This is a genomic window from Rhodoglobus vestalii (assembly GCF_006788895.1).
GTDB classification, from domain to species: domain Bacteria; phylum Actinomycetota; class Actinomycetes; order Actinomycetales; family Microbacteriaceae; genus Rhodoglobus; species Rhodoglobus vestalii.
Window position 1 is genome coordinate 939,050 of the sequence record NZ_VFRA01000001.1, and the last position, 25,064, is coordinate 964,113.

General features: G+C 61.3%; 25 protein-coding genes, 1 tRNA gene, 1 pseudogene and 1 riboswitch. Of the genes and pseudogenes, 16 read left to right on the plus strand and 11 right to left on the minus strand.

Features of this window, described 5'->3' with window-relative positions:
• Positions 1-61: 61 nt before the first annotated feature.
• From sdhC to FB472_RS04500, 5 genes are all read left to right on the plus strand, one after another.
• Positions 62-499 carry a succinate dehydrogenase, cytochrome b556 subunit gene (gene sdhC / locus FB472_RS04480; protein WP_141989823.1) on the plus strand — a complete coding sequence of 146 codons (438 nt, stop codon included), beginning with the start codon at positions 62-64 and terminating at the stop codon, positions 497-499.
• 2 nt (positions 500-501) lie between these two features.
• On the plus strand, positions 502-954 hold the full coding sequence (locus FB472_RS04485; RefSeq protein WP_141989824.1) for a succinate dehydrogenase hydrophobic membrane anchor subunit: 453 nt from the start codon (positions 502-504) through the stop codon (positions 952-954).
• Between the two features lie 6 nt (positions 955-960).
• Complete coding sequence (gene sdhA, locus FB472_RS04490) at positions 961-2,769, plus strand: succinate dehydrogenase flavoprotein subunit (protein ID WP_141989825.1); 1,809 nt, start codon at positions 961-963, stop codon at positions 2,767-2,769.
• Positions 2,769-3,527, plus strand: coding sequence for a succinate dehydrogenase iron-sulfur subunit (locus tag FB472_RS04495; protein ID WP_141989826.1), 759 nt, complete (start codon positions 2,769-2,771; stop codon positions 3,525-3,527). Before sdhA ends, FB472_RS04495 begins: the two co-directional genes overlap by 1 nt.
• Positions 3,528-3,634: 107 nt before the next feature.
• Complete coding sequence (locus FB472_RS04500; RefSeq protein WP_141989827.1) at positions 3,635-4,333, plus strand: flavodoxin family protein; 699 nt, start codon at positions 3,635-3,637, stop codon at positions 4,331-4,333.
• On the opposite strand, the gene ptsP is transcribed toward FB472_RS04500, so the two are convergent.
• The gene (gene ptsP, locus FB472_RS04505) at positions 4,330-5,976 is read right to left on the minus strand and encodes a phosphoenolpyruvate--protein phosphotransferase (RefSeq protein ID WP_141989828.1); all 1,647 of its coding nucleotides are present in this window, start codon (positions 5,974-5,976) and stop codon (positions 4,330-4,332) included. The two genes, FB472_RS04500 and ptsP, sit on opposite strands and share 4 nt — an antisense overlap.
• 55 nt (positions 5,977-6,031) lie before the next feature.
• On the opposite strand from ptsP, the gene FB472_RS04510 reads away from it, so the two are divergent.
• From FB472_RS04510 to FB472_RS04560, 11 genes and pseudogenes are all read left to right on the plus strand, one after another.
• Entirely contained in the window at positions 6,032-6,994 is a 963-nt protein-coding gene (locus FB472_RS04510; RefSeq protein WP_141989829.1) for a YihY/virulence factor BrkB family protein, read from the plus strand.
• A 9-nt stretch (positions 6,995-7,003) separates the two neighbouring features.
• Entirely contained in the window at positions 7,004-7,864 is an 861-nt protein-coding gene (locus FB472_RS04515) for an exodeoxyribonuclease III (protein ID WP_141989830.1), read from the plus strand.
• 12 nt (positions 7,865-7,876) lie between these two features.
• A complete protein-coding gene (gene trpS, locus FB472_RS04520) occupies positions 7,877-8,887 on the plus strand; it encodes a tryptophan--tRNA ligase (RefSeq protein WP_141989831.1) in 1,011 nt (336 codons plus the stop codon).
• On the plus strand, positions 8,887-9,477 hold the full coding sequence (locus tag FB472_RS04525; protein WP_141989832.1) for a GNAT family N-acetyltransferase: 591 nt from the start codon (positions 8,887-8,889) through the stop codon (positions 9,475-9,477). Before trpS ends, FB472_RS04525 begins: the two co-directional genes overlap by 1 nt.
• A gap of 102 nt (positions 9,478-9,579) precedes the next feature.
• Positions 9,580-9,733, plus strand: a riboswitch (FMN riboswitch).
• Positions 9,734-9,814: 81 nt separating this feature from the next.
• Positions 9,815-10,879: a bifunctional diaminohydroxyphosphoribosylaminopyrimidine deaminase/5-amino-6-(5-phosphoribosylamino)uracil reductase RibD gene (ribD, locus tag FB472_RS04530; RefSeq protein WP_141989833.1), complete on the plus strand. Its 1,065-nt coding sequence runs from the start codon at positions 9,815-9,817 to the stop codon at positions 10,877-10,879.
• 2 nt (positions 10,880-10,881) lie between these two features.
• Positions 10,882-11,505 (plus strand): riboflavin synthase, encoded by a 624-nt coding sequence (locus tag FB472_RS04535; protein WP_141989834.1) that lies wholly within the window; start codon positions 10,882-10,884, stop codon positions 11,503-11,505.
• Positions 11,502-12,800, plus strand: a complete 1,299-nt coding sequence (gene ribB, locus FB472_RS04540) for a 3,4-dihydroxy-2-butanone-4-phosphate synthase (protein ID WP_141989835.1) — start codon at positions 11,502-11,504, stop codon at positions 12,798-12,800. Before FB472_RS04535 ends, ribB begins: the two co-directional genes overlap by 4 nt.
• Positions 12,797-13,270 carry a 6,7-dimethyl-8-ribityllumazine synthase gene (gene ribH, locus FB472_RS04545; RefSeq protein WP_141989836.1) on the plus strand — a complete coding sequence of 158 codons (474 nt, stop codon included), beginning with the start codon at positions 12,797-12,799 and terminating at the stop codon, positions 13,268-13,270. The genes ribB and ribH overlap by 4 nt, the downstream gene beginning before the upstream one ends.
• Positions 13,271-13,278: 8 nt before the next feature.
• Positions 13,279-13,512, plus strand: a pseudogene (locus FB472_RS04550) (YidH family protein); the annotation flags it as partial.
• 35 nt (positions 13,513-13,547) lie between these two features.
• A complete protein-coding gene (locus FB472_RS04555) occupies positions 13,548-13,916 on the plus strand; it encodes a DUF202 domain-containing protein (RefSeq protein ID WP_141989838.1) in 369 nt (122 codons plus the stop codon).
• A gap of 141 nt (positions 13,917-14,057) precedes the next feature.
• Positions 14,058-15,929, plus strand: a complete 1,872-nt coding sequence (locus tag FB472_RS04560; RefSeq protein WP_141989839.1) for an ABC transporter ATP-binding protein — start codon at positions 14,058-14,060, stop codon at positions 15,927-15,929.
• Positions 15,930-15,946: 17 nt separating this feature from the next.
• Here the strand turns inward: FB472_RS04560 and FB472_RS04565 are convergent, their stop codons facing one another.
• From FB472_RS04565 to tmk, 10 genes are all read right to left on the minus strand, one after another.
• A complete protein-coding gene (locus FB472_RS04565; protein ID WP_141989840.1) occupies positions 15,947-16,747 on the minus strand; it encodes a TrmH family RNA methyltransferase in 801 nt (266 codons plus the stop codon).
• Between the two features lies 1 nt (position 16,748).
• Positions 16,749-16,955: a hypothetical protein gene (locus tag FB472_RS04570; RefSeq protein ID WP_141989841.1), complete on the minus strand. Its 207-nt coding sequence runs from the start codon at positions 16,953-16,955 to the stop codon at positions 16,749-16,751.
• Between the two features lie 40 nt (positions 16,956-16,995).
• The gene (locus FB472_RS04575; RefSeq protein WP_141989842.1) at positions 16,996-17,580 is read right to left on the minus strand and encodes an isochorismatase family protein; all 585 of its coding nucleotides are present in this window, start codon (positions 17,578-17,580) and stop codon (positions 16,996-16,998) included.
• A 23-nt stretch (positions 17,581-17,603) separates the two neighbouring features.
• Positions 17,604-19,028: a D-alanyl-D-alanine carboxypeptidase/D-alanyl-D-alanine-endopeptidase gene (locus tag FB472_RS04580; RefSeq protein WP_141989843.1), complete on the minus strand. Its 1,425-nt coding sequence runs from the start codon at positions 19,026-19,028 to the stop codon at positions 17,604-17,606.
• A 72-nt stretch (positions 19,029-19,100) separates the two neighbouring features.
• Positions 19,101-19,862, minus strand: a complete 762-nt coding sequence (locus FB472_RS04585; protein WP_141989844.1) for a lysophospholipid acyltransferase family protein — start codon at positions 19,860-19,862, stop codon at positions 19,101-19,103.
• Positions 19,863-19,925: 63 nt separating this feature from the next.
• Positions 19,926-19,998: transfer RNA gene (locus tag FB472_RS04590), tRNA-Thr, on the minus strand.
• A 79-nt stretch (positions 19,999-20,077) separates the two neighbouring features.
• A complete protein-coding gene (locus tag FB472_RS04595) occupies positions 20,078-21,697 on the minus strand; it encodes an alpha/beta hydrolase (RefSeq protein ID WP_246078078.1) in 1,620 nt (539 codons plus the stop codon).
• A 16-nt stretch (positions 21,698-21,713) separates the two neighbouring features.
• The gene (locus tag FB472_RS04600) at positions 21,714-23,261 is read right to left on the minus strand and encodes an alpha/beta hydrolase (protein ID WP_141989845.1); all 1,548 of its coding nucleotides are present in this window, start codon (positions 23,259-23,261) and stop codon (positions 21,714-21,716) included.
• A complete protein-coding gene (locus FB472_RS04605) occupies positions 23,258-24,424 on the minus strand; it encodes a DNA polymerase III subunit delta' (RefSeq protein WP_141989846.1) in 1,167 nt (388 codons plus the stop codon). The genes FB472_RS04600 and FB472_RS04605 overlap by 4 nt, the downstream gene beginning before the upstream one ends.
• A 9-nt stretch (positions 24,425-24,433) precedes the next feature.
• Positions 24,434-25,063 (minus strand): dTMP kinase, encoded by a 630-nt coding sequence (gene tmk, locus FB472_RS04610; protein WP_141989847.1) that lies wholly within the window; start codon positions 25,061-25,063, stop codon positions 24,434-24,436.
• Position 25,064 lies beyond the last annotated feature (1 nt).

Here is a 25,064-nt window from a genome sequence, read left to right on the forward strand (position 1 = left end):
GCCCGCTGCGGACACTCATCGGTCGCTGTGGACGCGACCCCACACCGCAAGGAGGGTCCTCGTGCCAGAGAACTCGGCGAGTAACTTAGTGGCGGAGCCGAAGTCTGTCCCCAAGATTCGCGCACCCAAGAGACCAGCGGGCACCCTGTACCGCGGCAATGTAGGTATGTGGTCGTGGGTACTGCATCGGATCACCGGTGTTGCCCTCTACTTCTTCCTCCTCGTACACATTCTCGACACCGCGCTGGTTCGTGTCAGCCCTGAGGCTTACAACATCGTTATTGAGTCGTACAAGACTCCCCTGATGGGTATCGGTGAAATCGTCTTGGTCGCCGCCATCGGATTCCACGCCATCAACGGGCTGCGGATCATCCTCATCGACTTCTGGGCATTCGGTGCCAAGCACCATGTCACCATGTTCTGGGTTGTCGTTAGCATCTGGCTGGTTCTGCTCATCGGATTCGTTCCCCGCCACCTAATGCACGTCTTTGGAGGTTGAGCATGAGTCTCATCGAAGCTCCCCGCACCCCCACCCCCACCCGCGGCCGCCGCACCGGCGGCGTCAACTGGGAAAAATGGGGATGGATCTACATGCGTGCTTCTGGCGTGGTTCTGGTGGTTCTCATCTTCGGCCATCTTTTTGTGAACCTCTTCGCTGGCGAAGGCGTCAAAGCAATTGATTTCGCATTCGTTGGAGGAAAACTCTCCGATCCGTTCTGGAAAGTCTGGGACGGCCTCATGCTGTGGCTCGCGCTGCTGCACGGTGGCAACGGAATGCGCACCCTCGTCAACGACTACGCAACCAACCCCAAGGTGCGCCAGGTTCTCCTGATTGGCATCGCCGCTTCCACGGCAATTCTGATCCTCCTAGGAACCCTCGTGATCACCACCTTCGACCCCTGCCCAGCCGGAGCTAACCCAGCTCTGCTCCCCAGCTTCTGTGAGGCACAGTAATTGGCAATGAATAACACGGGCGATATCGCCGACGGAACCGTCATCGATGGAGTCCACTACCACCAGTTCGACATTGTGATCGTTGGCGCCGGAGGCGCCGGCATGCGCGCGGCGATTGAAGCCGGGCCGCACGCCAAGACGGCCGTGATCTCCAAGCTCTACCCCACCCGCTCCCACACCGGAGCGGCGCAGGGCGGAATGGCCGCAGCGCTAGCGAACGTCGAGGATGACAACTGGGAGTGGCACACCTACGACACCGTCAAGGGCGGCGACTACCTGGTTGACCAGGACGCCGCCGAGATCCTCGCCAAAGAGGCAATCGATGCCGTGATCGACCTCGAAAACATGGGCCTGCCGTTCAACCGCACCGAAGACGGCAAAATCGACCAGCGTCGTTTTGGTGGCCACACCCGTGAACACGGCAAAGCCCCGGTTCGTCGCTCCTGCTACGCCGCCGACCGCACCGGCCACATGATCCTGCAGACCCTGTACCAAAACTGCGTCAAGCTCGGCATCAACTTCTTCAACGAGTTCTACGTACTCGACATGGTCATGACCGAGGTCGACGGCGTCGAACAGCCCTCCGGTGTTGTGGCATACGAACTTTCCACCGGCGAACTACACGTCTTCCAATCAAAAGCGATCATCTTCGCAACCGGCGGATTCGGCAAGATCTTCAAGACCACATCCAACGCTCACACCCTCACCGGTGACGGCGTCGGAATCATCTGGCGCAAGGGTCTGCCGCTTGAGGACATGGAGTTCTTCCAATTCCATCCCACCGGTTTGGCCGGCCTCGGCATCCTGCTCTCCGAAGCGGCCCGAGGCGAAGGCGCGATCCTGCGCAACGTCGACGGTGAGCGCTTCATGGAGCGCTACACACCGACGCTGAAAGATCTTGCACCGCGTGACATCGTGGCGCGATCGATGGCTACCGAGATTCGCGAAGGCCGTGGAGCCGGCCCCGGCAAGGACTACCTGTTCCTCGATATCACCCACCTTGAGCCGGCAGTAATCGACGAGAAGCTTCCCGATATTACCGAATTCGCCCGCACCTACTTGGGCGTCGAGCCGTACACCGAACCCGTACCCGTGCTGCCGACCGCGCACTACGCCATGGGTGGCATCCCGACCAACGTTGAAGCTGAAGTGCTGCGCAACAACACGGATGTCGTCAAGGGCCTCTACGCGGCCGGCGAGTGCGCGTGCGTGTCTGTTCACGGTTCCAACCGTTTGGGAACGAACTCGCTCCTCGACATCAACGTCTTTGGAAAGCGTGCCGGAAAATCGGCCGTCAAATACGTTGAGAATGCCGAATTCGTACCGCTGCCCGAAAACCCTGCCGGTGGTGTCAAGCGCATTCTCGACATGGTTCGTGCCGGTGATGGCACCGAGCGGATCGCTGTGATCCGCAAGGAGTTGCAAGAGTCGATGGATCGCAACGCGCAGATCTTCCGCACCGATGAGAGCCTCGAAGAGGTTACTCAACTGATCCAGAAGCTGCGCCTACGCTACAAGAACATTCAGCTGCACGACAAGGGCAAGCGGTTCAATACCGACCTGCTTGAGGCCGTCGAGTTGGGCTTCTTGCTCGACCTCGCCGAAGTACTTGTGTTTTCTGCGCGGTCACGTAAAGAAAGCCGTGGTGGCCACATGCGGGAGGACTACCCTGAACGTGACGACGAGAACTACCTCGTGCACACGATGGCGTACCTCACGGGCGACCCAGAATCAGAAGAGGCGGGTGAACACATCCGACTCGACTGGAAGCCGGTCGTGATCACCAACTACCCGCCGATGGAGAGAAAGTACTAATGAGCACCGCCGTCGCTGACCAAAAACCCGCCGCACCCGCGGCCGTCCCCACCTTCACTGCCACACTCGTCATCCGCCGTTTCGATCCGGATGTTGATGACGAGCCGCGCTGGGAAGATTTTGACGTTGAGCTGTACGAGACCGATCGCGTTCTCGACGCCCTCCACAAGATCAAATGGGAAACCGATGGGTCACTGACCTTCCGCCGCTCCTGCGCGCACGGCGTGTGTGGTTCAGATGCCATGCGCATCAACGGCCGCAACCGTCTTGCCTGCAAGACCCTGGTCAAGGATCTCGATATCTCGAAGCCGATCTACGTTGAAGCAATCAAGGGTCTTCCGCTTGAGAAGGATCTGATCGTCGATATGGAGCCGTTCTTCGACTCCTATAAGGAGATCAACCCCTTCCTGATGGCTGGTGCCGTCAAGGGTGGTAAGGAGCGCAAGCAGAGCCCTGTTGAGCGTGCACGCTTCGATGACACCACGAAGTGCATCCTGTGTGCGGCGTGCACGTCGGCCTGCCCCGTGTTCTGGACTGACGGACAGTACTTCGGTCCCGCCGCCATCGTGAACGCGCACCGCTTCATCTTCGATTCGCGCGATGAGGGCGCGGGCGTTCGCCTCGACATCCTCAATGACAAAGAGGGTGTGTGGCGCTGCCGCACCACCTTCAACTGCACCGACGCCTGCCCCCGCGGCATCCAAGTCACCCAGGCGATTGCCGAAGTGAAGCAGGCAATCCTTAAGGGACGGCCGTAGCCGCTGCTTCTGGATGCAACACGATCGGCCCTGTCATTACCGAGGTAGTGACAGGGCCAACTTTTTATTGCACGAGCATCACAGACAAGGGTCGTACCTTAGGGAACATGACGACACTGAAAGCGGTATACATCAACACGACTCTCAAGCGCTCACCCGAAGTCAGCCACACCGGTGGCCTCATCGAACGCAGCAGGGTTGTACTCGAAAAGGCGGGCGTTTCTACAACAGTTATTCGTGCGGTCGACCACAACATCGCCCCCGGCGTCTACCCCGATATGCGAGAGGATGGCTGGGAAGAGGACGCCTGGCCCGAGCTGTGGCCCCTCATCAACGAGGCAGAGATCCTAATTTTGGCCGGGCCCATTTGGCTCGGCGACCAGTCATCAGAGTCGCGAAAAATCATCGAACGGCTTTACGCACACAGCGGTCAGACCAATGACAAAGGGCAGTACGTGTTCTACGGCAAGGTCGGGGGCGCGCTGGTGACCGGAAACGAAGATGGCGTCAAGCATGTTGCCTCCAACGTTCTCTACAGCCTGCAGCACATTGGCTATACGATTCCCCCGCAGGCGGATGCTGGATGGATCGGGGCGGTGGGCCCCGGTCCGAGTTACCTCGATGAGGGCTCCGGTGGGCCGGAGAGTGACTTCACAAACCGGAATCTGACCTTCATGGCTCACAACCTCGTCCATCTAGCAACGATGTTGAACGCCAACGGAGGAATTCCTGCCGAAGGCAATGTTCCATCCGAATGGAACGACGGAAAGCGCTTCGGGTTCGAACAGAACCCCGAATACCGCTAACTCGCCTGAACAGCAGCCTCACGGGCTGTGGGGCCCGTCGTGGCATTGATGGCCGCTGCCGCCCGTGCTTTGGCCTGCTCAAGAGTTACCGTCTTGAGTTCGGCACGCACGTCGGCGAGCGCCTGAGGCGTCATCGACAGACTTGTCACGCCCAACCCAACAAGCACCACGGCCAACTGCGGGTCAGCGGCAGCTTCACCGCAGACACCGACAGGCTTCCCTGCTGCGGCTCCGGCGTCACCGAGCATCTTTACGAGACGGAGCACTGCGGGGTGCCACGGGTCCTGGAATTTGGCCAGGGTGCCGAGCATTCGGTCTGCCGCCAACGTGTACTGGGTGAGGTCGTTGGAGCCAATCGAGACGAAGTCACTGCGCTCGGCAACCTGATCAGCGAGGACAGCGAGCGACGGGATCTCCGCCATCACCCCGACGGTGGTGAGGCCCAGTTCGCGGCCGAGGGCGACGAAGTATTCGGTCTCTTCGGCATCCGACACCATCGGGGCCATCACCCAGAGGTCGGCGTCCGTGGCATTTTGGGCGTTGACAAGAGCGGTGAGCTGGTCACGAAGGATATTCTCGTTGGCGCGCAGTGAGCGCAACCCGCGCTGGCCGAGAGCAGGGTTGACCTCTTCGCCCATGTCCATGAAGCTGAGGGGTTTGTCGGCGCCAGCATCGAGAGCACGAACAACAACCTTCTTACCCGGAAAATGTTTGAGCAGCTCCGTGTATTCAGCGGTCTGTTCCTCCACCGTCGGAGCCGTCTTAGCGTCGAGGAACATCAACTCGGTGCGGAAAAGTCCGACTCCCTCGGCGCCCAACTCAACAGCCTGGGCTGCTTCAGCGGGGGTTCCAAGATTAGCGAGCAAGGGAACGAGAGTCCCGTCGGCGAGCGCCCCATCAGTGATGGGCGCGTTGGCTGCAGCGGCAAGTTCCGCGATGCGGGCTTCTGCGGCGACGCGCTGCTCGTCGCTGGGGTCAGTCGTGACGGTGCCGGCTGCGGCATCCACAATCACCAGGGTGTCATCGGCGAGGTCGAGAGCTTCAGCAACACCCATGATCGCGGGGATCGCCTTGGAACGCGCAAGGATTGCGGTGTGGCTCGTCGGGCCACCCTGACGGGTGACGAGGGCGAGCACCTTGTCGAGTTCGAGCAGAGCGGTATCGGCGGGCGCGAGGTCATCAGCCACGAGCACAAACGGCTCTTCACGCTGAGGCACACCGGGGGCAGCAACACCACGGAGGCGAGCAACAACGCGCTGGCTAACATCGCTGAGGTCTGAGGCGCGCTCCGCCATCATTCCGCCCAACGAAATGAGCATCTCCCTAAACTGGCCGAATGCCTCGAACACGGCGCGCTCGGCAGTTTTGCCGCCGTCGACAATCTCATTGACGCTGTCGAGAACGGAAGGGTCTTCCGCCATCAGAGCCGTAGCATTCAAGACCTCGGTGGCTTCGGCATCCGCCTTCTCTGCCCGCGCGCGGAGGTCGGCAGCCACGAATGTCAACGCAGCGGCGGCTGCTGCTTTTTCTGCAGCGGCATCGCCAGAGTGGCGCGCATCCTTCGGTTCCGGGAGCGGATCGGGCATGCGCACGACCTTCCCAACGGCAACTGATCGTCCAACCCCGACACCCTGAAGTTCCATCTGCTGTGATCCTCTCCTCTGCATTCTGCACCGCTAGCCTAGCTATCCTTGGGGGATGCAGATTGCAGAACGTCTCAAGCCGGTCGTCGAGTGGGTCATGGGCCTACGCCCCGTGCGAGTCTTTTTGCACTACGCCGACAAGCTCGGGCCGATTTTAGCTTTTGGGCTCTCGTATCAGGCAATCTTCGCCGTCTTCGCGGCCCTCTGGGTGGCGTTCGCGGTGGCGGGATTTGTTGTGCAGGGCGATCCGGCATTACTCGACGCCGTCTATAGCTTCATCTCAACCAACATTCCCGGGCTCATCGGCGACGGCGACGGCAACGGCGCGATCTCTCGCGAAACACTTGCGGACTCGCAGGTGCTCGGTATTACGGGTGCGATCGCCGCCGTCGGTTTGGCGTTTACTGCGCTGGGTTGGATCGCCTCGGGTCGCAGCGCGATCCGTTCCATGTTCGGGCTCGAGAACTCAGAGACCAACTTTTTGTTCCTGAAGCTGAAAGATGCTGGGCTTGCAATCGGTTTTGGACTTGCCGTGCTGGCTTCTGCTGCACTGTCGGTGGCCAGCACCGCTGCTCTCGACTGGGTGCTCGGCCTGGTCTCAATCAATGAAGATTCTCTGGCCGCCCGCACGGCCAGTCAGATCATTGTTGTGGCAATCGTGTTCGTTCTCGATGCGGCAACACTGGGCGTGTTTTATCGCGTCATTTCGGGAATAAAGATTCCGTTTAGGCTGCTCGCGCAGGGAACCATTATCGCCGCGCTCGCACTCGGTGCCCTCAAGTTCGGCGGAAGTTTTCTGCTCGAGGGCGCAACGCGCAACCCCCTTCTGGCCTCATTTGCGGTGATTATCGGTCTGCTGATCTGGTTCAACCTGATCTGTCAGATCATCCTCATTGGTTCGGCGTGGATCGCAATTTCTGCTGATGACGCCGACGTGGAGATTGGCGGAAACAAGCTCGACCCGGACGCCGAGCGGGTGGTCACGGGCGGCGAAACCATCGTCCATAAGGCTCGATAGTCTTGAGGCATGGCAACACGTCTTCGCATCGCATCCGTCAACGTCAATGGTGTCCGCGCCGCCTACCGCAAAGGCATGGGCGACTGGTTGGATGCCCGTGACATCGACATTCTCGCGCTGCAAGAGGTTCGCGCAGCCGACGCCGATGTCGAAGGGCTGTTGGGCGATGGCTGGAATATTCTGCATGACGCTGCGACGGCGAAGGGCCGCGCGGGGGTCGCGCTGGCCTCACGCAAAGGTTCTGCCGCCTCCGCCCCTCTGGCTCACCGGGTTGCGCTCGGCGCCGATGATTTCGATAGCGCCGGGCGGTGGCTCGAAGCCGACTTCGATGTTGACGGCAAGATCGTCACCGTCGTGAGCACCTACGTGCACTCGGGCGTTGTTGACACTCCTAAGCAGGTCGAGAAGTACAAGTTCTTAGAGGCCATGCTCGTGCGCCTGCCCGAGCTCGCCGCCTCCAGCGACCACGCCCTCATCGTTGGCGACCTCAACGTTGGCCACCGCGAACTCGACATCAAGAACTGGCGTGGCAACCGCAAAAAGGCGGGCTTCCTGCTCGAAGAACGTGCCTACTTCGACCGCATCTTCGGCGAGAACGGCACCACCATCGGGTGTGTTGACGGCACCACCGGCCCCGGCCTCGGTTGGGTGGATGTTGGCCGCCGGTTCGCCGGCGAAGTTGACGGACCATACACTTGGTGGTCGCAGCGCGGCCAAGCTTTTGACACCGACACCGGTTGGCGTATCGACTACCACGTCGCCACCCCCGCCCTTGCCGCTGCCGTTGCGGATTACCGCATCGACAAAGCAGGAGCCTGGGATGAGCGTTGGAGCGATCACGCCCCGGTCGTTGTTGACTACTCTGTCTGAAAGAATTAGCCCATGAGCACCACTCCTCGCCTGTTTTCGGGCATGCAGCCCTCTGCCGACTCACTTCAGGTGGGCAACTACATTGGCGCGCTGTTGCAGTGGCGTCAGATGCAACAAACGCATGATGCGGTCTTTTGTGTTGTAGACCTGCACGCCATCACCATTCCTCAAGACCCCGCACTGCTGCGTCAGCAGACGCGTCGCACGGCCGCGCAGTATATTGCGGGGGGAATTGACCCTGAGCACTCGGTTCTTTTCGTTCAGTCGCAGGTGCCTGCCCACGCGGAGCTCGCTTGGGTGCTGAACACCATTACGGGCTTTGGCGAGGCCTCGCGCATGACACAGTTCAAAGACAAATCGGCCAAGCAGGGTTCTGATGCGACCTCCGTGGGACTTTTCACCTACCCCGTGCTCATGGCCGCCGATATTCTGCTCTACGACACCGCGCTCGTCCCGGTGGGAGAAGACCAGCGCCAACACATCGAACTGACTCGCGATCTTGCCTCCCGTTTCAATTCCCGCTTCGGCGATACCTTTGTGATCCCTAAACCTCAGATTCAGAAAGCAACCGCGAAGATTTACGACCTCCAAAACCCAGAAGCAAAAATGAGCAAATCGGCTGCGTCCGATGCGGGAGTGCTGTGGTTGCTTGACGAGCCCTCCAAGACGGCGAAAAAGATCAAATCGGCGGTGACCGATGCCGACCGCGAGATTCATTTTGACCGTGCTGCGAAGCCGGGCATCTCCAATCTGCTCACCATCCATTCCGTGTTTAGTGGCACATCCATTGGAGACCTCGAAGCGCAATTCGAAGGCAAAGGCTACGGCGACCTCAAGAAAGAGGTTGCCGACGTGGTGACCGAGGAATTCGCCCCCGTGCGAGCCCGCACGCTTGAGCTGCTCGATGACCCCACCGAGCTGGACCGCATGCTCACTAAGAACGCAGAACGGGCCAGTGGGATGGCCGAAGCAACGCTCGCGCGCGTCTACGATCGCATCGGCTTCTTGCCACGGAGCAAGTAATGCAGCCATTTACCCTCACCAGCGAACGACTCACCCTCGACATGCTGACCGACGACGACAGTGAGCTGATGACGGCGCACTGCCAGGACCCCATCTTCGAACACACGCTCACAATCCCCTGGCCGTACGCGAAATCGGATGCCGAGTTCTTCATCACCACTCTTGTGCCCGAGTGGTGGGAAGACGATGACGAGTACACGTGGGCGATCCGAGAAACTGGCAAGCCGGAACTGCTGCTGGGTGTGATCAGCTTTCGCGTGTACAACGACACCATCGGCTACTGGATGGGGGCACCCTTCCGCGGCAAAGGCTTCATGAAAGAAGCCGTGGCTGAGGTTACCCGCTGGGTCTTCTCCACTGGCCGCGCCGAAGTGCGCTGGGAAGCACTCGTCGGCAATGAGGCCTCCGCCGCCATCGCCAAGAGCCTTGGCTTCGTCTACACAGGTGTTGAACCCTCGTCGAGCGAATATCGCGGCGGCACTCATCCGCCCTCCTGGTGGGCAACCCTCACCGCGCCCGGCGAGAACCCCAGCGACACAACCGAGTTCGCGGCACTGCCGTGGCCGTCATCCACCCGCCCGATGAGATAGCGGCACTACTCGGCTGAGGCGGCGTCAAAAACCGCAACAAACTGGGAGTTTCTGGGGGGAATACTTGGCTCGCGACCGTGTTGAGTAGACTAAGCAATGCAAAACGTGCTCCGGGGTCGGTGAAAGTCCGAACCGGCGGTGATAGTCCGCGACCCGCGACGAAGTGAAAACTTGGGAACGGTTGACCTGGTGAAATTCCGGGACCGACGGTAATGAGATCGAAAGATTTCTCAGTCCGGATGAGAGGAAGCACGGCTTCAAGGATTTCGCGTGCCGAAATTGTGGAGCGGGTTTTTCGTACCCATTTCCCGGAGCCGTCCCCAGAGACGAGAGCCGGATGACGACACTAGAACAGCAGGCACAGGATACGAAGCTGATGCTTCATGCCCTCAGTCTTGCCGGTCGCGGCCCGATCACCGGGGGAAACCCGCAAGTGGGCTGTGTTCTCGTGAATGCTGCTGGCGAGATCGTTGCTGAAGGCTGGCATCACGGCGCTGGCACTCCCCACGCCGAACTAGACGCGCTCTCCAACCTGAGTGGCCCTGCGGCGGGCCTGACCGCGATCGTCACTCTTGAACCCTGCAACCACCATGGTCATACTGGGCCGTGCTCAGAGGCGTTGATCGCTGCAGGAATGTCGCGTGTGGTGTTCGCCGTGTCTGACCCGAACAAGTGCGCCGGTGGGGGTGGCGAGCGCTTGCGTGCTGCCGGTGTCGACGTCGTTAGTGGTGTTGCCGAGGCCGAAGCGACCGAGTTTTTGCACGGCTGGCTCACCGCTATCCACCATGAGCGGCCGCATGTCACAGTGAAGTGGGCGTCGAGCTTAGACGGTCGTGCAGCGGCGGCCGATGGCACAAGCCAGTGGATCACGGGTACTGCTGCCCGTCAGCACGTGCACGAGCAGCGTGCCCGTGCTGATGCGATTGTCGTCGGCACCGGCACTGTGCTCGCGGATGACCCGAGCCTGACCGCGCGGGGTGACGCCGGCGAGCTTCTTGAGTGGCAACCGCAGCCGGTGGTGCTGGGGCGGCGTGAGATTCCGGCGGGCGCGCAGCTTCGCGAGCACGCCCACGCCCTTCAGCAGTTCGACGGCAGCGACCTAAACGCCACACTTGCCGAACTGTTTGAGGCGGGCATCCGGCGCATCTTTGTGGAAGGTGGCCCCACGATTGCCAGCGCGTTCATTGCGGCCGGGCTGGCGGATGAACTGCTCGTCTACTTGGCCCCGAAACTGCTGGGCGGCCCTATGGTGGCGCTCGGCGAGTTGGGGGTTTCCACGATTGCTGAAGCGAAGGCGCTCAGCATCACCGAACTTCGCCCCCTGGGCAATGATGTGCTGATTGTCGCCCGACCGGCGACGGAAACGATGGTCGCCCGCTCGGCGACGGCGACAGGAGAGTAACCGTGTTTACTGGAATCATTGAAGAGCTAGGCGAGGTTGTCGATTTCGCCGCCACCGCAGATGGCGCACGACTCACTGTTCGTGCGCCCGGTGCGGTGCTGGATGCCAGCCACGGTGACTCGATCAGCGTGAGCGGCGTGTGCCTCACCGTTGTCGATCAGGGCCCGGACTGGTTCACGGCCGACGTGATGGGTGTCACCATCGACATGAGTACCCTGGGTGCGATTGCGGCCGGCGAGCATGTGAACATCGAACGCGCCATGCAGGTCGGTGATCGCCTGGGTGGTCACATCGTGCAGGGCCATATTGATGGCACCAGCACTGTGCTGAGTGTCACGGATGAGGGCAGCTGGCGCGTTCTGCGTTTCAGTCTCACCCCGGAGCTGGCCCCGCTGGTTGCGCGCAAGGGGTCGATTGCTGTGCACGGTGTTTCGCTCACGGTGAGTGCTGTGGGCCGCGACTGGTTTGAGGTTTCGCTGATTCCTGAAACCCTCACCGCTACAACGTTGGGGGCGCTCGCGGTGGGCGCCGCCGTCAATATCGAGACAGACATTCTGGCGCGCCATGTGGCCCGGATGGCTGAGTTCACCGACGCAACTGTGCGTCATGAGAGGACCGAGTCATGAGTCTGGCCACTATCCCTGAAGCCATCGAAGAGTTGCGCGCGGGTCGACCCGTTATCGTCGCCGACGATGAGGGTCGCGAGAACGAGGGCGATGTCATCATCTCGGCCGAACTCGCCAGCCAAGAGTGGATTGCGTGGATGGTGCGCCACTCGTCCGGGTTCATTTGCGCTCCCATGACCAACGAGATTGCTGACGCGTTGGCTTTGCCTCCCATGGTGAACGTCAACGAAGACCCCCGTGGCACCGCCTACACAGTTTCGGTGGATGCCGCCGCACGCCTCAGCACCGGCATCAGTGCTGCCGACCGCGCCCACACCCTGCGGGTGCTCGCCGACCCGCTCTCGATGCCGGCAAGCCTCCACCGTCCAGGCCACATCTTGCCACTGCGGGCGGTCGATGGTGGTGTCCGTGAGCGTGACGGCCACACCGAGGCATCCGTCGATCTCATGAAACTCGCGGGCCTGCGCCCGGTCGCTGCAATCGCTGAGATTGTGCACGACGCTGGTGAGATGATGCGTCTGCCCGAACTGATTAAGTTTGGTGCGCGCGAGGGCGTGCTCGTGATCACGATTGTTGATCTGATGCACTGGCTCGATGAGTACCGGTGCGACACCATTGCGGTCCCGATGGAGCCTGTCCCGGAGATGGCGCGGGTGTCATTCGAGGTTGAGACGACAATCCCCACCACACATGGGTCATTTACGGTGCGCGCCTACCGTGACAACTCCACCGGTGCCGACCATGTTGCCCTCATTTCTCCGGGAACCCTTGATCACATCGGTGATGAACCCACCCTTGTGCGGGTGCATTCGGAGTGCCTCACGGGCGAAGCCTTCGGTTCGCTCAAGTGTGAGTGCGGCCCCCAACTTGATGCTGCGCTTGAGACTGTGCAGCGTGACGGTGGTGCGGTCATTTACCTGCGCGGCCATGAGGGTCGTGGCATTGGGCTCGTGAACAAACTGCGGGCGTATCGTCTGCAGGAAGATGGGCTCGACACGCTCGATGCGAACCTAGCGTTGGGCTTGCCTGCTGATTCTCGCGACTATGGTGCCGCCGTCGGCATCCTCAAGGATTTGGGCATTTCAGCGGTGCGCTTACTCAGCAACAACCCGGAGAAGAAGCGTCAGCTTGAGGAGCGGGGGGTTCTGGTTGCTGACTTCGTCCCCTTGGTTGTTGGCGTAGGCGCAAACAATGAGGGTTACCTCGAAACTAAGCGTGACCGTATGGGCCACGCACTTCCATCAACGGCTGTGCTCGATGAGGCACGGCTGAGCAACAAGAGAGGCGTACTATGAGCGGCTCAGGTTCCCCCGAAATCGCTACCGATGCTACCGGCCTGAAGGTCACGATTGTTGCTGGTCACTGGCATGAGGAGATCGCTAATGGTCTGCTCGCTGGTGCGCACCGCGCGCTAGCTGCGGCCGGTGCTGACGTGACCGAGATTCGTGTTCCTGGCAGCTTCGAGCTCCCCGTCGCGAGCAAAGCAGCACTCGATGCTGGGGCGGACGCCGTGGTTGCGCTCGGCGTGATCATCCGTGGCGGAACACCCCACTTTGAATACGTTTCGGATGCCGCAACCAGCGGTCTCACGCAGGTGTCGATCCTCACCGGCAAGCCTGTCGGTTTTGGTGTGCTCACGTTGGATGATGAGCAGCAGGGACTCGACCGTGCCGGGCTTGAGGGTTCGAAAGAGGATAAGGGCGAAGAAGCCGCAAACGCGGCTATTGCGACTGCGGTGCTGCTGCGTCAGATTCGCGGGGCGTAGCTGCACTTGTGAATACGCCCGAACCACCCGCACCCCGCCGTTTTCCGCGCCGTGTCTATGGTGCCGGCAGCGAGCCGGATGCCCGCTTCAGTTTGGCCAACGAACGCACGTTCCTGGCGTGGATTCGCACCGCCCTCGCACTGATCTCTGCGGGTGTCGCGCTTGAGGCGTTCGTCTTGCCGATCGCACCGGCCTTCCGGTTGGGCGCTTCGCTGCTGCTCATCTTGCTCGGCGTTGTTGTTGCGGGCCTGCTGCTGGCGATTGGCTTGCTAATCCAGTGACCCGCACCTTCGATCGCCCCTTCGATGCCGGGCTGCAGGCGGAACGCACCGCCCTGGCCTGGCAGCGCACCGTGCTGTCATTCGCGATTGCCGCGCTCATCTCGGCCCGGCTCCTGCTGAACACCGTCAGCGGGGGCAGCTATGCCGTAGCAGCTATTGGCCTCGTGATGACTGCGGTGCTGTTCTGGGTGGGGCACCGTCAATACCGCGCCGTGCATACGACCCTGGTTCAGGCATCCACTGATCGGGTTCGACTCACCAGTGCCGCACCACTGTTTCTGTGGGCACTTGCCGTATTTGTGCTCGCAATTCTGGGTGCAGTGTTTGCTCTCTTGGGGGTTCGGGCTCCCCAACTCACGGTGTAGCCAATGCCCTTTCAGATACACCGGATGCTGTACGCAGCACCCAGTCAGAAGGCATAGTGTTTTAGAGGCTGATTGCTGATGCCGATGCCGCCGAATGGGTGCGGCACCTTTGCGCTATTTCCTTTGGGATCGACACACCTCATGAGCTCGACTTCACACACGTCAACACCTCGCCGCGGCCGCTCCACTTCCCGCGACAACCCCGACGACGGCCCCCGCGCCAGGTTCAGCGAACTGCTGCCCTACCTCTTCGAGCACCGCAAGGTGTTGGTGATCGTCATCATCTTGAGCCTCCTCGGTGCTGGCGCGTCACTCGCCCAGCCGCTGCTGGTCAGTCAGGTCATCACCATCGTTGAGGCCGGCAAATCGCTCGGCACACTCGTGTGGGTGCTCGTTGGTCTCGTTGTGGCATCAGGGCTCATCAGTGGTTTTCAGCACTACCTTCTGCAGCGCACCGGTGAAGGCGTCGTGCTGTCGAGCCGTCGCCGTTTAGTGAGCCGGATGCTCAACCTTCCCATCTCCGAGTTCGACCGTCGCCGCACCGGTGACCTCGTTTCCCGTGTTGGCAGTGACACCACCCTGCTGCGTGCCGTGCTCACCCAGGGACTCGTGGAAGCAATCGGTGGCTCGGTCACGTTCATCGGTGCCCTCATTGCGATGCTCATCATCGACCCCGTGCTGCTGGGGCTCACCGTGCTGGTAATCGCCATCGCCGTGGTGACCGTGACAACTCTGTCGCGTCGCATCCGGGTGGCGAGCCAAAAAGCTCAGCGTAAGGTCGGTGATCTCGCTGCTGCCGTGGAGCGTGCAATCTCCGCGGTGCGCACCGTGCGAGCATCCAATGCCACCGAGCGTGAGATTAAGGCTGTGGAAAAGGATGCCGTTGGCGCCTGGGAGATGGGCATCAGCGTTGCCAAGATTTCTGCGCTCGTTGTTCCGATTGCTGGAATCGCGTTGCAGGTGTCGTTTCTGGTGGTGCTTGGTGTTGGTGGATTCCGTGTTGCCAGCGGTGCAATCACCGTTGCGAACCTGGTGGCGTTCATCCTGTTTCTGTTCCTCATGATTATGCCCCTCGGTCAAGCCTTCGGTGCGGTCACAGCCGTAAACCAGGCGCTCGGTGCCCTCGGTCGTATCCAAGAGATCATCAAGCTGCCGAGCGAACTCGAGTCGGATTCCGACGTGGTTGCCGTCGCGAGTGTCGCGACCGATGACGCGATCACCTTCGACAACGTCAAATTCTCCTACCCCCGTGATTCAGTGCTGGTCACGGTTGAATCAGAGCTTGCCAAACTCAAACACGGTGGCGCAGAATCGGCCACCGAAGAAATCGACCTCACCGTTCTGCGCGGCGTCAGCTTCTCGGTGGCCCGCGGCGAACGCACCGCCATCGTCGGCCCCTCGGGCGCCGGCAAGAGCACCGTCCTGGCTCTCATTGAACGCTTCTACGACCCCACCGGTGGCGTTGTGCGATTGGGCGGCGATGACCTTCGTGGCCTCAATCGTGAAGAGTTGCGTGCGCAGATCGGCTACGTCGAACAGGACGCCCCCGTGCTGGCTGGAACCCTCCGCCAAAACCTCCTCATCGGTGCCCCCGATGCCACCGACGAGGAGTGCGTGAACGTACTTGCCGCCGTAAACCTCACCGCCGTACTCGAACGTAACCCTGCTGGTTTGGATGCCGCTGTCGGCGAAGACGGAGTGATGCTGTCCGGTGGTGAGCGTCAACGTCTCGCGATCGCGCGCACCCTGCTCGCCGCTCCCCCTATTCTGCTGCTCGACGAATCGACCTCCAGCCTCGATGGCCTCAACGAACAAATGCTCCGCGAAGCCATCGACGCTGTGGCCGAAAACCGCACCCTCATCGTGATCGCGCACCGTCTCTCAACCGTCGTCGACTCCGACCAGATCGTCGTACTCGACAAGGGCGAAGTCGTTGGCGTTGGAACCCACTCCGAACTCGTGAAGTCGACCCCGCTCTACAAGGAACTCGCCAAGCACCAGCTGCTGGTTTAGCTGTTCGACGCAGCGCGCTAGTTGACGGCGAGCGCGAACATTGCGACCGCAGCCGTCGCGGCAACGTTGAGCGAGTCGATGCCGTGGCGCATCGGGATCTGCACAATCGTGTCTGCAGCCTCAATGGCTTCGCGGGTGAGGCCGTGGCCTTCGGTGCCGAGCACAAGCGCAACCCGTTCGGGAGCATCCGCCGCATAGTCACGCAGTGAGACCGCACCGTCTTCGAGAGCCAACGCCGCAATCTGAAATCCGGATGCCGTCAGCAGCGCGCGAGTGTCCGTCCAGTTGCCAATGCGGGTCCACGGCACCTGCAGCACCGTTCCCATCGAGACACGGATCGCGCGGCGGTAGAACGGGTCGGAGCACTGCCCGGTGACGAGCACCGCATCCGCCCCAATGCCGGCGACCGAGCGAAAGATGGCACCAACATTGGTGGGGTCGACAACGTTCTCGAGAATGACGATGCGGCGAGCATCCGCAATCAGCGTTTCAGGTGTGAGCAGCGGCGGCCGGTGCATCGACGCGATAACACCACGGTGCAGAACGTAGCCGGTCAGTTCAGCCAGCAACGCACCATCGCCGGTGAAGATCGGTACGTCATCGCCCACGAGTTCGACAACCTCGTTGACGGCGGTGCCGAGAGCCAACACCGAACGCACCCGGTGGCCGGAGCGCAGTGCCCGCCGGAGCACAATCGCAGACTCGGCGAGGTAGAGGCCGTGCTCGGTTCCCTGAGCTTTACGCAGGGCAACATCGGTCTGGTGGGAGTAGTCGGCGAGACGCGGATCGCTCAGCTCAGTAACAGGGAGGACGGGCACGTCAGAACGCCTGCGCGAGGCGAACAAAGAATGACATCACGGCGGCAAACACGGTGATTCCCCCGGCCGCCGAAACACCGACGAGTAGCCCCAAACCAATGAGCAGTGCCAGCAGACGCACGCCCAAATTCTTACTCGGCGGCAGAACCTCGGATTCCGTGATGAAACCGGGAAGCACTGCCTCATCGGGGTCACTCATCGCGGTCACGCATGGTCACGGTCACTCGCTCACTTTGCTGTCAGTCAGGTCACTGGCTATCGGGCACAAGCGTGATACCGGCATCTTTCATAGTGACCAGTGCCTCGGCGCTTGATTCGGGTGCGACGCCGGCGATCAGGTCACTGAGTACCGTTACTGTGCGGCCCGTTCCCACCGCATCCATCGCTGAGGCGAGTATGCAGTAGTCGGTGGCGATCCCCGCAATATCGATGTGCTCAACCTCGAGACGATCGAGCAGAGCGCGCACCGTCTCACCATCATCGGTAGTTCCCTCAAAGATGGAGTAGGCCGGCGCCCCCTGGCCTTTGCGCACATGGGTACCGATTTGCTGAGTGTTAAGCCCGGGATGGTATTCGGCACCGAAGGTGTCGGCGACACAGTGCACGGGCCAGGTGTCAACAAAGTTGGGTTCGGCATCCGTGGCAAAGTGGCCACCGTTATCGTTGTCGGCGTCGTGCCAGTCTCGGGAGGCAACGATCACGCAATAGTGTTCCGCGTTGGCCCACAGAAAGTTGGTGATGTCGGCGGCGACGGCAGCCCCGCCCGCAACGCCGAGAGCGCCACCCTCAGTGAAGTCATTTTGAACGTCGATGATGAACAATGCAGAAACCACTTTTGAAGTCTACGTCTGCCCGATCAGTAGTTGCTGAGATTGTTGCCGCACTCATAGACACCAGCAGCAAGGTTGTCGAGGGCGGTGCGGGCATCCTGCGATATTCCCTCGCCAATCGAGTAGAACGCGAATGCCAACTGGGTGCCATCGGCGGCACTGACGACACCACCGAGGGAGTGTTCTTGGTTAGTCCATCCCGACTTTGCCTTAGCCTGGCCGGATGCCGCCGCCGCGTCGCCCTCAAACCGGTTGTACAGGTCGCCGCTTTCGCCCGCAACGGGAAGCATTGCGAAGGTGGCAGCGATTGCGCCGGAACCGGTAGCCCCCTGCGACATGAAGTCGGCAATAATCTTCGGCGGTGCCTGATTTTGGGGGCTCAGGCCCGACCCATCGGTGGTGGTGATGGTGCCCGCGTCGGTGAGGCCGGCATCCGCCAGTGCGCTCGGAATGGCCTGTGTCAGCGATGCCGCTGAACCGTTGAGCCCCAGTTTCAGGGAGACGAGTCTGGCGAGCGATTCGGCGAGGGAGTCGTCGCCGCTGAGTAGCATTTGTTCGACAAGAATACTCACCGGTTGCGATTTCACTTCGGCCAATACTGTGGTGCCGACCGCGGCGCCGGTAGTGAAGCTGACGGCGGGTAAACCTGCGGCCTGGGCGAACGCTTCTCCGGCGGATTTCACGGGGTTGGTGCCGCGCGGGCTGATAGCGGCGGTGGGGTCGGCACGGTCACCATTGATCATGAGGGCGGTGACGTATGAGTGGTAGCCGCCGGTGCGTTCCCGTTCGGGCCAATTCGGATCCCACGCATCGCTGGTATTCCAGAGGGTGGAATCCAACACGATCTGGGTGATGGGTTCCCCCGGATGCAGTTCTTCGTAGCGGGTCATGGCTTGCGAAGCGAGATCCGACAACTGGGGGGCATCGCGGTAGAACGACGCATTTGTGGTGGCCAGCGTCGGGTCTCCCCCACCGACAAGCACAATTGTTCCGGGGGTGGAGCCGTCAATGACTTTGGTGCTGATGCGGGTGTCTGGGCCCAGAGCCTGCAGGGCCGCGGCCCCGGTCAGGGCGGTGACAATGTGGGCGGGGCTGGCCGCTGTGGCTTCTGAGCGGCCCCACAGCACGTCACCCGTGGCCGCATCCGTCACAACACCGACCAGTGACGGGAAGGCAGCAACCGACGCCAACCCTTGAACCGAACAGGTGCGGATCGCGGCGGCGGCGGGGTTGGCATCGGGTTGGCTCCGCGAATCGACCGTGACTTCCTCGGCGCCGTTCTCGGCTGACGAGCTGTTAGAGCCAACCGCGATTCCTGCGAATACCGCGCCCACAGCGAGCAGCACAAAAACTAGCGCTGCAACCACCGCAGCGATCGCGGTGGGGTGGTTGGCGATGAACGCTCCGATTCCTCCCGGCGCTTTCGGCTCACTGTTCGCTGATTCACTCACCCGGTCATAGTACCCGGATGCTCGCATTCACCGCCTGAATGCGGCGACCGGGGTGAGCTAGCGGCCATGGTTTCAGTGTTTCTGCGCCCGCCGAAGCTCACGCGCAGCGTCTGCCGTGGCCGCCTCCTCGGGTGTGGGGGCGGTGCCCCCGAGAGCGCGCGGCTGCCACCACTGGCCAGCCCCGTCAAGCGGATAAGCCTGCTGCGCTGTCTCAAGCAGACCCACCATAATGGTCTTGAGCTGCGCTGTCGAAGCCACCACGTCATCCGCTGCCGTCACGGTGATTGGCTCACCGACCACGATCATGATGGGTACGCCCATACGTTCGCGCAACCTGATCTTGCGGTTTTTTGTCAGGAGTCTTTGTCCGCCCCACACCGCAAGCGGAATGAGGGGCACACCGGCTTCTGCCGCTAAGCGAACGGCACCGGTCTTGAAGTCACGAATTGTGAACGAAGCGCTCACCCCGGCCTCGGGAAACACACCAATCAGCTCGCCCCCCTGCAGCGCTTTGACCGCCGCAGTGTAGGCGGTGGCTCCGGCCTTCATGTCGACGGAGATATGTTTCATGTTGCGCATAAACGCACCAACCATGGGCTTCTCAAAAACACTCTTCTTCGCCATGAAACGGATGCGGCGGCGATTATGAAGCCACGTCGCCCACTCAATGAGGGCAAACTCCAGATACCCAAAGTGGGTCATAGCAATAACAGCCCCACCATTGTTGGGCAAGTGCTCGGCCCCAATAATGGTGCGGCGCACCCGCAACCCCCCAAACATGGCGCGACCGGCACCGATCGCTGCGGTGTAAATCGGCTCGTTGCGGTACTTCATGCTCCCAGTTTATGAGGGCGGCCTGAGAGGTTGCGGCAGGCTTGGGAGGTTACGGCGGAACGGAGCCGCCTATCAGAATCGAACTGATGACCTTCTCATTACGAGTGAGATGCTCTACCGACTGAGCTAAGGCGGCCGGCCACATTTGAATGAGGCACAGCAAGAAAGCTTAGTCGAAGTTTTGCGATTCTCAGACCCGCACCGCGAACTCGCGGCTATGCCCCGCAGTTAGGGTCAGCGTCGGGCACCGTACCGGTGACAAAGTAGTTGTCGACCGCGTCATCCACGCAGGCAACACCGCCGTTGTACGCCGTGTGACCTTCACCGTTGTAGGTGATGAGCTGCGCACTCAGCAACTGCTCACTGAGCGCCACACCCCACTCGTAGGGTGTTGCCGGGTCGCCGGTCGTCGACACGATGAGCACCGGCGGTGCCCCGGCACCGGTCAGCTCGGTGATACAGGGGCCAATGTACTGGTACGGCCAATTGAGGCACGTGAGATCGCCGGTCGGGGGAAAGTCGCGGAACGTGGTCGGCGATGCCTGCTGCATCAGCTGCTGCTGCTCAACCAACACGGCAGGATCTGTTTCTACCGGGTAGTCGACGCAGTAGATCGCAATAAACGCTTCTAACGAGTTGTCGGTGTAGGTGCCATCGATGTCGCGGCTGTAATAGAAATCAGCCAAGAAGAACGCCGTCTCTGTCTCCCCGCGTGCTGCCTCCGAAAAAAGATCGTTGAGGAACTGCCACGAATCCTGAGAATAGAGGGCCGTGCTCATCGCAATATCGATGACACCGGCATCCATCATGCGGCCATCGGCGCCCGCCACCGGGTCCGCGTCATAGCGATCATAAAGTTCGCGGATGGTCGCTAGGGCAGCATCCACCCCACCCGTGAATGGGCAGTCATCAAACGAGGTTGGGCAGGCTGCCAAATAGTTTTCGAGGGCACGCTGGAACCCCGCTGTCTGCACGCGCCCCACCTCGAACACGGAGATCGACGAGTCGGTGGCGCCATCCGACACAATGCGGCCCACGTTCTGGGGAAAGTTTTCAATGTAATACGAACCGATGTCGCTGCCATACGAATAGCCCAGATATTGCAACTTCTCGTCCCCAACAAGCGCGCGTAACATGTCGAGGTCGTTGACGGTGCTCTGCGTGTCAATGAACTGCAGCAGGGGCCCGGTGTTATCGAAACAGGCTTCGCCGAAACTGATCGCCGCCTCCTCGCTCTCCGCAAGCCACTCATCACTGCCGATCGGCGTATCCGGAAGACCGAAAATGAACTCGTCGAGACCCTCATCGTCAAGACACGTCACCGGAGTTGAGCGGCCAACCCCACGGGGATCCCACCCAATAACATCAAAGTTTTCTCGCAGCGTGGCACTCACCGCAAAATCGACATCGTCGTGGATGAGATCGAACCCCGATGCACCCGGCCCACCAGGATTGACAAACAGTGAGCCCCTGCTCTGCCCCGTCGCGACATGACGGGCCAGCGCAAGCGAAATATCAGTCTCCGGGCTGGGGTTCGCCCAATCCATCGGAGCCGTCGCTGTTGCACACTGGGCACCATCGCCGCAATCCACCCACGACAAAACCTGGCTGTAGTAGGGAGCTAGCTCCTCTGACACCGATTCACCGGTCGGCTCAGAACGATCGCCAAACAGCTCAAGAATGTTCACACACCCACTCAACACCAGAGTCAGGGCAACAGCGGGAACCAGGAGCCCAAGCCTGCGCACACCGGTACGGGCGCGGGCGCGCGCGCCGGTGCCGGTGCCGGTGCGATTGTCGGTGCGGTGGGGGGAAGCAGAATCGCTGAAGATCACGGCCCGAGCCTAGCGGTTAGCAGTCCGGGTCGGTCGCCGGAACCACACCGTTGAGCAGAAACTCCTCGACCGCCGAATTCACGCACGCGTTTGACTTGTTATACGCCGTGTGACCCTCGCCGTTATAGGTGATCAGGTGACCATTCCGAAGATTATCGGCCACCGTCTGGGACCACTCATACGGTGTCGCCGGGTCATTGGTTGTTCCAATCACCAGCATGTCAGCGGCACCGGGCGCGGCGATTGCCACCCGCTCACGTTTCGGCTCGACCGGCCAGTTAGCGCAGCCCGGGTCGCCGTACGACATTTGGGGCCCAAAAATGGGAGCCGCGACCGCAAGATCGGCCGCCTGTTGACGCATCCGGGTGCTGTCTGCCGGCTGGCGGGCATCCAAACAGTTGATCGCAACGAACGCTTCGGTCTGGTTCTCGGCGTAATTACCTTCCGGTCCACGCCCGTTGTAGTTGTCCGCCAGATCAAACGCGATGCTGGCGTCACCCTTCATTACGGTGGTGAAAAGTTGGCGAAGGTAGGCCCAATTCTCTTGGCTGTACAGGGGCAAAATGATGGCGGTAAACATCGTTGCCGAGCCAAGTTGGCGGCCATCGACACTCGCGAGTGGGCTCGTGTCGAGGCGATCCAACAGGGTACCGATCGTGGCGCGGGCCTGTTCGGTCGACCCCGAGAATGGGCAATCACTCGCCCCCACACAGTCGATCAAAAAGGCGTCAAGCGCGCGCTCGAAACCCTGGGCTTGCGCTTTGGTCATCTCAAATTCGGATGCCGCCGGATCAACAGCGCCATCGAGCACCAGCCGCCCCGTCTTGTCCGGGAACAACTCCGCGTACACCTGACCGAGCAGAGTGCCGTAGGAATACCCGAGGTAGTTCAGCGTGGTGTCGCCCAGGGCGGCCCGCAACATGTCGAGGTCTCGCGCCGCGCTGGGAGTATCCACAAAACCCAAGAGGGCGCCAGTCTCGTCAAGACAGCGCTGAGCAAAATCGGCGGACTCCTCGGTGGCTGCGGCAATCCATTCATCGCTTCCCCGCTCGCCCGGGGTCATCCCATAAATGTATTCGTCGAGTTCTTCCGGATCGGAGTAACACGAGACCGACGTCGAACGGTTCACCCCCCGGGGATCAAACCCCACCACATCAAACTGCGACTGCAGTGCCTCGCCGGTAGCGTAATCCACGCTGTCGCTAACAAAATTGAAACCCGAGCCACCGGGACCGCCCGGATTCACCAGCAGGGAACCGATACGGTCGTTGCCTTGGGCGGGCTGGCGCACTAGCGCAAGCTCGATGGTGTCGCCCTCGGGGTTCTGCCAATCCATCGGTGCGATTGCAGTGGCACACTGCAGAGCTTCGCCACAGTTTGCCCACTCCAAGACCTGCTGGTAGAACCGCTCGAACCCCGGACTCACAGTCTCGTCGGTGGGGGTCGATGTGGTGGAGGATTCCGGCGGCAGAAACCATGACACACACCCACTGAGCAGCAGTGAAACCGCAAGCGCAGCCGACGTCACACCGAAGAGGCGGGTGCGGCGCCGCGAGCTGCTCATGCGCCGCGTCCTGACACAGCGATCTTCACCAGCATCGCTTCGAGCGCGAGTGCCGGAGAAACGTTGCTGTCAATCCGGTGGCGGGCCTCAGCAATACCGTCCATGATCGCGAGCGTCGAGACGGCGGTCGTGCGTTCGGCAACGGAGTTGATGTTGTTGAGAATGCTGAGGTTAATGAGTTCTCCCGGAGCGCCGATTTGGGTCAATAAAATGTCACGGTAGAGCGACAAAAGGTCGACCATAACGCGGTCTAGGCCGTCGCGGAGCCCACGAGTGGCGCGACGCTTCTGATCCTCTTCCATCGCTTTGAGTTGGGCGCGCAGGGCCGGGGGGATGGTTCCGCCGGGGGCAACGCCGAGCGAACGAAGCGCAGACTCACGCTCCTGAGCATCGCGCTCTTCGGTGAGGGCGGTGGCATCCGCTTTCGACAACTCAAGCAGCGTTGCTGCTGCGATAACCGCTTCAGAGACGGTGCGGATGCCGAGGGCAGTTGTCAGGGTGGTTTCGCGTCGTTCGCGGGCCTCCGCATTGGTGGCGAGGCGGTGCGCCATGCCGATGTGGCTTTGAGCTTCACGCGCCGCACGCGCCGCTATGTCGGGGGCAACACCATCGCGCTCGTGGAGGAGTTGGGCAACATCGGCGATCGCGGGGGTGCGGAGTCGCACGCTGCGCACCCGCGAACGGATCGTGGGGATGAGGTCTGCTTCGCTGGGGGCGCACAGTATCCACACGGTGCGCGGCGGGGGTTCTTCGAGCGCTTTGAGCAGCACGTTGGAGGTGCGCTCGGCCATGCGATCGGCGTCTTCGATGATCATCACCCGGTAGTGGCCCACCGAGGGGGAGAACTGTGATGCAGAAACGAGTTTGCGAACCTCATCGATTGAGATGATGACACGTTCGGTGCTGAGCACGCCCAGATCGGGATGGGTGCGCGCTATGACCTGCTTGTAGACGGACTCTTCGGTCTCGTCGCCGCGAGTTCCGAGCAGTGCCGCCGCAAACGCGTAGGCAATGTTTGAGCGCCCTGATCCGGGTGGGCCGGTGATAAGCCAAGAATGCGTCATCGATGATTCGTCGGTGCTGCCCAGTGCTGACGATGACGCGGCGGATTCCAGAACGGCGATCGCATCAGCCTGGCCGGTTAGGCCCTCCCACAACGACATGCGCTCAGTCTAAGCGGGATGCGTGAGGTGAATCTGGACGCACTCACGGATCTCGGTCGCAATCTCAGTGATGTCGCCGGCGGCATCCACCACAAGAAAGCGGGCGGGCTCTTTCGCTGCCCGCTCAAGGTAGGCGTCGCGCACACGACTGTGAAAGTCATGCTTCTCTGCTTCGAGTCGGTCATAGCGGGTGCGAGCGCTATCGAGGCGGGTGCGGCCCGCGGCGGGGTCAAGATCGAGCAGCACCGTCACATCGGGAAGGAGCCCGTGGGTTGCCCACAGCGACAGGTCGCGCACTTCGTCTGCACCGAGCACTCGCCCGGCACCCTGGTAGGCCTCGGATGAGTCAATGTAGCGATCCTGAACCACGATGTCGCCGCGCTCAAGTGCGGGTCGCACCACGGTCGCGATGTGGTGGGCTCGGTCGGCCGCATAGATGAGTGCTTCTGCGCGGGGATCCATGTCGCCGCGACGGTGCAACACGATTTCGCGCAGCTCGAGGCCAAGTTCGGTGCCACCGGGTTCGCGGGTCACCACCACGGTGTGCCCGGCTTCTTCGAGCGAAGTTACGAGGAGGTGCAATTGCGTGGTCTTACCCGCGCCATCGCCGCCCTCCAGCGTGATGAAGAGTCCGGGCACG

What these genes read in the sequence shown, in the direction of transcription:
- FB472_RS04485 (WP_141989824.1), top strand. Translation starts at nt 502, where the DNA reads ATGAGTCTCATCGAAGCTCCCCGCACCCCCACCCCCACCCGCGGCCGC.
- sdhA (WP_141989825.1), top strand. Translation starts at nt 961, where the DNA reads ATGAATAACACGGGCGATATCGCCGACGGAACCGTCATCGATGGAGTC.
- FB472_RS04495 (WP_141989826.1), top strand. Translation starts at nt 2,769, where the DNA reads ATGAGCACCGCCGTCGCTGACCAAAAACCCGCCGCACCCGCGGCCGTC.
- FB472_RS04500 (WP_141989827.1), top strand. Translation starts at nt 3,635, where the DNA reads ATGACGACACTGAAAGCGGTATACATCAACACGACTCTCAAGCGCTCA.
- ptsP (WP_141989828.1), bottom strand. Translation starts at nt 5,976, where the DNA reads ATGGAACTTCAGGGTGTCGGGGTTGGACGATCAGTTGCCGTTGGGAAG.
- FB472_RS04510 (WP_141989829.1), top strand. Translation starts at nt 6,032, where the DNA reads ATGCAGATTGCAGAACGTCTCAAGCCGGTCGTCGAGTGGGTCATGGGC.
- FB472_RS04515 (WP_141989830.1), top strand. Translation starts at nt 7,004, where the DNA reads ATGGCAACACGTCTTCGCATCGCATCCGTCAACGTCAATGGTGTCCGC.
- trpS (WP_141989831.1), top strand. Translation starts at nt 7,877, where the DNA reads ATGAGCACCACTCCTCGCCTGTTTTCGGGCATGCAGCCCTCTGCCGAC.
- FB472_RS04525 (WP_141989832.1), top strand. Translation starts at nt 8,887, where the DNA reads ATGCAGCCATTTACCCTCACCAGCGAACGACTCACCCTCGACATGCTG.
- ribD (WP_141989833.1), top strand. Translation starts at nt 9,815, where the DNA reads ATGACGACACTAGAACAGCAGGCACAGGATACGAAGCTGATGCTTCAT.
- ribB (WP_141989835.1), top strand. Translation starts at nt 11,502, where the DNA reads ATGAGTCTGGCCACTATCCCTGAAGCCATCGAAGAGTTGCGCGCGGGT.
- ribH (WP_141989836.1), top strand. Translation starts at nt 12,797, where the DNA reads ATGAGCGGCTCAGGTTCCCCCGAAATCGCTACCGATGCTACCGGCCTG.
- FB472_RS04560 (WP_141989839.1), top strand. Translation starts at nt 14,058, where the DNA reads ATGAGCTCGACTTCACACACGTCAACACCTCGCCGCGGCCGCTCCACT.
- FB472_RS04585 (WP_141989844.1), bottom strand. Translation starts at nt 19,862, where the DNA reads ATGAAGTACCGCAACGAGCCGATTTACACCGCAGCGATCGGTGCCGGT.
- FB472_RS04600 (WP_141989845.1), bottom strand. Translation starts at nt 23,261, where the DNA reads ATGAGCAGCTCGCGGCGCCGCACCCGCCTCTTCGGTGTGACGTCGGCT.
- FB472_RS04605 (WP_141989846.1), bottom strand. Translation starts at nt 24,424, where the DNA reads ATGTCGTTGTGGGAGGGCCTAACCGGCCAGGCTGATGCGATCGCCGTT.